7 protein-coding genes are annotated in these 6,375 nt (G+C 69.3%); all 7 read right to left on the reverse strand.

The features are described 5' to 3' along the window. Positions 1–632, reverse strand: a 632-nt coding sequence (locus tag K2Y03_RS03255) for an O-methyltransferase (RefSeq protein ID WP_294088238.1), incomplete at its 3' end; no start/stop codon positions are given. A gap of 20 nt (positions 633–652) precedes the next feature. After that, positions 653–1,399, reverse strand: a complete 747-nt coding sequence (locus tag K2Y03_RS03260; protein ID WP_294088246.1) for an SDR family oxidoreductase — start codon at positions 1,397–1,399, stop codon at positions 653–655. Positions 1,400–1,401: 2 nt separating this feature from the next. Beyond that, entirely contained in the window at positions 1,402–2,313 is a 912-nt protein-coding gene (locus K2Y03_RS03265) for a class I fructose-bisphosphate aldolase (protein WP_294088240.1), read from the reverse strand. Positions 2,314–2,414: 101 nt separating this feature from the next. Further along, the gene (locus tag K2Y03_RS03270; RefSeq protein ID WP_294088242.1) at positions 2,415–3,041 is read right to left on the reverse strand and encodes a TIGR02466 family protein; all 627 of its coding nucleotides are present in this window, start codon (positions 3,039–3,041) and stop codon (positions 2,415–2,417) included. Further along, a complete protein-coding gene (gene pgk, locus K2Y03_RS03275; protein WP_294088248.1) occupies positions 3,038–4,237 on the reverse strand; it encodes a phosphoglycerate kinase in 1,200 nt (399 codons plus the stop codon). Before pgk ends, K2Y03_RS03270 begins: the two co-directional genes overlap by 4 nt. 32 nt (positions 4,238–4,269) lie before the next feature. Further along, positions 4,270–5,277 carry a type I glyceraldehyde-3-phosphate dehydrogenase gene (gene gap / locus K2Y03_RS03280; protein ID WP_294088244.1) on the reverse strand — a complete coding sequence of 336 codons (1,008 nt, stop codon included), beginning with the start codon at positions 5,275–5,277 and terminating at the stop codon, positions 4,270–4,272. 24 nt (positions 5,278–5,301) lie between these two features. Next, positions 5,302–6,375 (reverse strand): transketolase C-terminal domain-containing protein (locus K2Y03_RS03285; RefSeq protein ID WP_294088245.1); only part of this gene is annotated, 1,074 nt, incomplete at its 5' end.

Raw genomic sequence — 6,375 nt, forward strand, 5'->3', positions numbered from 1 at the left:
AAACCGTCCCATTTCTTCGCGCCCACGGTCTGCACGGCGGTTGCCGTCAGGCGCGGTTCGGCGCTGACATAGTCGAACAGCGCGCGCGTGCCGATGACGCGCGGGTCGGGGTCGGCAGGGTCGATCACCGCACCCTCGCGCACCACATTGTCGACGATGATGACGCTGCCCGGCCGGGTCAGCCCGTCAAGCGCGGCGCGCACATAATTGGCGCCATTTTCCTTGTCGGCATCGATGAACACCAGGTCGAACGGCGTGCGCGGCAGCGCGGCGAGGCTGTCCAGCGCCGCGCCGACATGGATGGTCACCCGGTCGGCCAGGCCAGCGCGCGCGATATTGGCGCGCGCCACATCGGCATGGTGCGGCTCCAGCTCCAGCGTCACCAGCGCCCCGCCCGCGCCCAGCGCGCGCGCCAGCCAGATCGTCGAATAACCGCCCAGCGTGCCGATCTCCAATATGCGCCGCGCGTTCATGCTGCGCGCAAACAGGTGCAGCATTTTGCCCTGGGTCGCGCTCACATCGATGGGCGGCAGGCCGGCGGCGGCATTGGCGGCGAGCGCGGCGGCAAGCACTGCATCCTCGCCCAGCAGCCGGCCGGCGATATAGTCGTCAACACGCGCCCAGTCGGTCATCGCCCTGTCCTTCCGCCACGCTAGAAATGCGCCAGATAGCCACCATCGACGGTGATCGTCTGCCCGGTGACATAGCTGGCCGCGTCGCTGGCCAGAAACACCGCTGCCCCGGCAATTTCCGATGGCTGCCCCCAGCGCTTCAGGCTGGTGCGCCGGTCGAGCCAGGCGGCAATGTCCGGATTGTCGATCATCGCCTGATTGGCTTCGGTGGCAAAGAAGCCCGGCGCGATTGCGTTGACGGTGATTCCCGCCGGCCCCAGTTCGGCGGCGAGCGCGCGGGTGAGCGCGGCCAGCCCGCCCTTGGCCATGGTATAGACCGCGTCGCCGCTGTTCGAAATCGGCCCGGCGATGGAGGTGATGTTGATGATGCGGCCATGCCCCGTGCCCGCCGCCACCATGTGCCGCGCCGCCGCACGCGCCAGCACGAACGGGGCGATCAGGTTGGTCTCGGTCAGCGCGCGCACCTCATCCAGCGCGAAGTCGAACAGCGCGCGCCGGTCGCGCTGGCCGACATTGTTGACCAGGATATCCAGCCCATGCTGCGCAGCAAGCGCTGCAACATGCGCCTCCGCATCCGGCGCCGCAATGTCGAACGCGGCCGGCACCGCCGCCTCGCCGATCACCGCCGCCGCCGCCGCCAGCGCGCCCGCGTCACGCCCGTTCAGCAGCACGCGCGCGCCGGCCCCGGCCAGCGCGCGCGCAATCTCGAACCCCAGCCCGCGCCCCGCGCCGGTGACCAGCGCGGTGCGGCCGGCAAGGTCGAACAGGCTCAGGCTTCCTCGCCCTTGTAGATGCCGACCAGCCGGTCGAGCATCGCCAGCGCCTCGTCACGCGGGCGCTGGAAGGTGTTGCGGCCGATGATCGAGCCGTTGCCGCCACCGTCGCGAATGTCGCGCGCGTCCTGATAGACGGCGTCCGCGCCCTTGGCCGCGCCGCCCGAGAACACCACGATGCGGCGGCCGTTGAAGCTGCTCTTCACCACATGCGCCACGCGCTTGGCCTGGGTCGACCAGTCGCCGCCCTCATAGGCCTTCACCGCGTCCTTCTGTTCGATATGGGCGGTGGGCAGCTTCACCTTGATGATGTGCGCGCCGAGCAGCGCCGCCATGTGCGCGGCATAGGCGCCGACGTCGAGCGCCAGTTCGCCCTCCTTCGACAGCTTGCCCCCGCGCGGATAGGACCAGATGACGGTGGCAATGCCGACCGAGGCGGCTTCCGCGCGCAGTTCCTTGATCTCCTCCATCATCTCGAACACGTCGTCGGCACCCGGATAGATGGTGAAGCCGATCGCCGCGCAGCCCAGCCGCAGCGCGTCATCCACGCCGCCGGTCAGCGCCTGGTTGATGCTGGTCGCCCAGCTGTTGGACGAATTGAGCTTCAGGATGGTGGGGATCTGCCCGGCAAAGCTGTCCGCGCCGGCTTCCAGCATGCCCAGGGGTGCGGCATAGGCCGACAGCCCGGCATCGACCGCCAGCTGGAAATGATAATGCGGGTCATACGCCGCCTCGTTCACCGCAAAGCTGCGCGCCGGGCCATGCTCGAACCCCTGGTCGACGGGCAGGATGATCAGCTTGCCGGTGCCGCCCAGCCGCCCCTGCATCAGGATACGCGCCAGATTGGCCTTTACGCCGGGATTGTCGGATTCATAATTGGCAAGAATGGCCTTTACGGTCGGTGTCATGCTGCTCCCCTGATGCAATGCAAATGCCGTTGCGCGGCTGTTAGCGGGGGCAAGGCAAGGCGGCAATGCCCCGTGCAGCGGCTGGCCCCAATCAGGCACGCTCACGCCACCGGCTGGAGCTTGGTGTTCGCGCTCAGGTTCACCGCGATCGAGATGCGCAACCCCTCGCCCTGCCAGGGGGTTACTGAATGGACCAGCCAGGCCGGGAACAAGATCAGCTGCCCCGCGCGCGGCTGCACCGACAGCTGCTGCTCGCCATTGCCGCCGCGAAAGCGCAGCATCGGCGCGTGCATCTCGATCATCGGTGAGCGCGGATCGTGGAAGACGAGCGCGCCGCCCTCGCCTGCATCGACGCGCACATAATAGACCGCCGACCAATAGCTGCCGCCATGGCTGTGCGGCACATTGTGCGCGCCGCCGGGCGGGTTCACATTGGCCCAGCCTTCCATCATCCAGCCGCGCCGCATGCCGGGCTGCGCCTGCAGATCCTCGGTCGCGGCATCGGCCGCCGCGATCATCGCGCGCGCGACCGGCACGATGGCGTCGCCCGCCCAGCGCAGAAATTGCGTATCGGAATGCCAGCCGCCCGCATTGGAGCGGACGACGCCGGTATCACGCGCCCGCGCGTCGAGGATCAGCGCCTCCAGCGCGGGATTGATGGCGTCCGCCCCGGGCAGTTCGGTCACGATCAGCGGCGTGCCGAAAATCTGCCGGGGCGCCCCCGTCATGCGTGGCTGAGCGCGGCGACGCCGGGCAGCGTGCGCCCCTCCATCCATTCCAGAAACGCGCCACCGGCGGTGGAGACGAAGCTGAAACTGCCGGCCACGCCGGCCTGGTTGAGCGCGGCGACGGTGTCGCCACCGCCCGCCACCGACACCAGCGATCCTTCGGCCGTCAGCGCCGCTGCCGTGCGCGCCAGCGCGACCGTGGCGGCATCGAAGGGCGGCGTCTCGAACGCGCCGAGCGGGCCGTTCCACACCAAGGTCCGGCACGTCTTCAGCACGTCTGCCAGTGCCTCCACCGCGGCCGGGCCGATGTCGAGGATCATCTCGTCGGCGGCCACTTCATGCACGTTGCAGGTGCGCAACGATGGCGGATTGGCGGCGAATTCCTTCGCCACCACCACGTCATAGGGCAGGTGGATGGTGCAGCGCGCGGCCTCTGCCGCTTCGAAAATCGCCTCGGCGGTCGCCACCAGATCATGCTCGCACAGCGACTTGCCCACCGCCACGCCGCGCGCGGCCAGGAAGGTGTTGGCCATGCCGCCGCCGATGATGAGATGATCGACCCGGCCGACCAGATGGCGCAGCACGTCGAGCTTGGTGGAGACCTTGGCGCCGCCCACCACCGCCGCGACGGGATGCTGCGGCGTGCCCAGCGCCGCGTCGAGCGCGTCGAGCTCTGCCTCCATCTGCCGCCCGGCAAAGGCCGGCAGGCGCCGCGCCAGCCCCTCGGTCGAGGCATGCGCGCGGTGCGCGGCGGAAAAGGCATCGTTGACGTAGAGGTCACCCAGCGCGGCAAAACGGTCGATCACCTCGTCCGCATTCTTCTCCTCGCCGGGGAAGAAGCGGGTGTTCTCGACCAGCGCGATGTCGCCCGGCTGGAGCGCGGCAGCGCCGGCCGCCGCGCCTTCCCAGTCCAGAAAGCGCACCGGCCGGCCCAGCACCGCCGCCAGCGCCGGGGCAATCGGCGCCAGCGACAGATCGGGCGTCGGCCCCTTGGGGCGGCCGAAATGGGCAAGCACCAGCACGATGGCACCACGATCGGCCAGTTCGGCCAGCGTCGGCACGGCGGCGCGCAGCCGGGTGTCGTCGCTCACCCGGCCATCCGCCATCGGCACGTTCAGATCCTCGCGGACCAGCACGCGCCGGCCGGTTACCTCGCCGATATCGTCCAGCGTCCGGAAGCTGCGCACGCTTGCCATGGTTGCCATCCCCCTGCCCCTTTTCCGCGTGCTTACAGGAACGCCGCCATCGCCTTGGCGGTGTCGATCATGCGGTTGGAGAAGCCCCATTCATTGTCATACCAGCTGACGACGCGGACCAGCTTGCCCTCGATCACCGCCGTTTCCAGGCTGTCGATGGTGGAGGAGGCCGGGTTGTGCAGCAGGTCGATCGACACCAGCGGCTCGTCCGAATAATCGAGAATGCCCTTCAGCGGCCCGGTCTCGGCCGCCGCCTTCAGCGCGGCGTTCACTTCGTCGCGGGTCACGTCGCGCTTTGGGGTGAAGGTCAGGTCAACCAGGCTGACGTCCGGCGTCGGCACGCGGATGGCCGACCCGTCCAGCTTGCCCTTCAGCTCGGGCAGCACTTCGCCCACCGCGCGCGCGGCGCCGGTGGTGGTGGGGATCATGCTCATCGCGGCGGCGCGGGCGCGGCGCGGATCGCTGTGCACCTGGTCCAGAATCTTCTGGTCATTGGTATAGGCGTGCACCGTCGTCATCAGCCCGCGCTCGATGCCGAACGCGTCGTTCATCACCTTGGCGACCGGCGCCAGGCAGTTGGTGGTGCACGAGGCGTTGGAGACGACGATGTGGCCGGCTTCCAGCCTGTCGTGGTTGACGCCGTAGACCACGGTCAGGTCCGCGCCCTTGGCCGGGGCGGAGATCAGCACGCGCTTGGCGCCGGCGTCCAGATGCTTCTGCGCCGACGCGCGATCGGTGAAGAAGCCGGTGCATTCCAGCACGATGTCCACGCCCAGCTCGGCATGGGGCAGGTTGGCGGGGTCGCGCTCGGCGGTCACGCGGATGCGGTGGCCGTCGATCACCAGATGGTCGCCATCGGCGGCGACGGTGCCCGGATATTTGCCGTGCACGCTGTCGCGGCTGAACAGCCAGGCATTGGCCTTGGCATCCGCCAGGTCGTTGATCGCCACCAGTTCCAGCCCGGTGTCGCCCGCTTCCAGCAGCGCGCGTGCAACCAGGCGGCCGATGCGCCCGAAACCGTTAATCGCAACCTTGGTCATTCCACTCTCCCTGGCGCCGGCGGATCAAAGCCGGGCGATGATAAGGGGCAGCACGGCAGCGGCCGTCAGCCCGAAATAGTCATAAAGGTCAGCCGCCGGGCCGGACGCGCCGAACCGGTCGATGCCGATGGCGAGCCCGTCGCTGCCGATCACGCGTTCCCAGCCAAAGGTCGTGCCCGCCTCGATCGAGACGCGCAGCGCATCGTCGGGGAACAGGCTCTGGCGATAGGCGGCGTCTTGCGCGAAGAACCGTTCCCAGCTCGGCATGGAGACGACATCGGCGCCGATGCCCTGTGCCTCCAGCGCCGTGGCCACCTCGACCGCGACCGACACTTCCGACCCGGTCGCCACCAGCACCACGCGGCGCGGCGCGGTGGCGGCACGCAGGCGATAGGCACCGCGTTCCGAGCGGTTCTCCGCCGCTTCGGTGCGCAGCTGGGGCAGGTTCTGCCGGCTGAGCGCGAGCAGCGACGGGCCGTCGGCGCGTGCCAGCGCCAGCGCCCAGCATTCCGCCGTCTCCACCGCGTCGCACGGGCGATACACGTCGAGCCCGGGAATGGCGCGCAGGCTCATCAGATGCTCGATCGGCTGGTGGGTGGGGCCATCCTCGCCCACGCCGATCGAATCATGCGTCATCACATGCACGACGCGGGCGTGCTGAATGGCACCCAGCCGGATCGCCGGGCGCGAATAATCGGCAAACACCAGGAATGTGCCGCCATAGGGCACCACGCCGCCATGCAGCGCCATGCCGTTCATCGCCGCCGCCATGCCGAATTCACGGATGCCGTAATAAAGGTAGCGCCCGGCATAATCGTCGCGGGTCAGCGGCGCGGTGGCGCCGGTGATGGTGAAGTTGGAGCCGGTCAGGTCGGCCGATCCGCCGATCAGCTTGGGCTCGGCCTCGGTCAGCACCGCCAGCGCGAGTTCGGAGGCCTTGCGCGTCGCGATCTTCTGCGGCGCGGTGAGCAAGGCGGCGATGTGCGCGTCGAGCGCCGAGGTGTCGACCGTGCCGGACAGTTGCGCCTCGAACCGGCTGCGCTCGGGGCTCGCCGCCAGCCGCTCGGCCCAGGCGGCGCGCGCGCCCGCGCCGCGCGC

It is taken from the genome of Sphingomonas sp., assembly GCF_019746015.1.
GTDB lineage: Bacteria > Pseudomonadota > Alphaproteobacteria > Sphingomonadales > Sphingomonadaceae > Sphingomonas.

Excerpts from the sequence above, each read along its gene's own strand:
- K2Y03_RS03265 (WP_294088240.1), bottom strand. The coding sequence starts at position 2,313 with ATGACACCGACCGTAAAGGCCATTCTTGCCAATTATGAATCCGACAAT.
- K2Y03_RS03270 (WP_294088242.1), bottom strand. The coding sequence starts at position 3,041 with ATGACGGGGGCGCCCCGGCAGATTTTCGGCACGCCGCTGATCGTGACC.
- pgk (WP_294088248.1), bottom strand. The coding sequence starts at position 4,237 with ATGGCAAGCGTGCGCAGCTTCCGGACGCTGGACGATATCGGCGAGGTA.
- gap (WP_294088244.1), bottom strand. The coding sequence starts at position 5,277 with ATGACCAAGGTTGCGATTAACGGTTTCGGGCGCATCGGCCGCCTGGTT.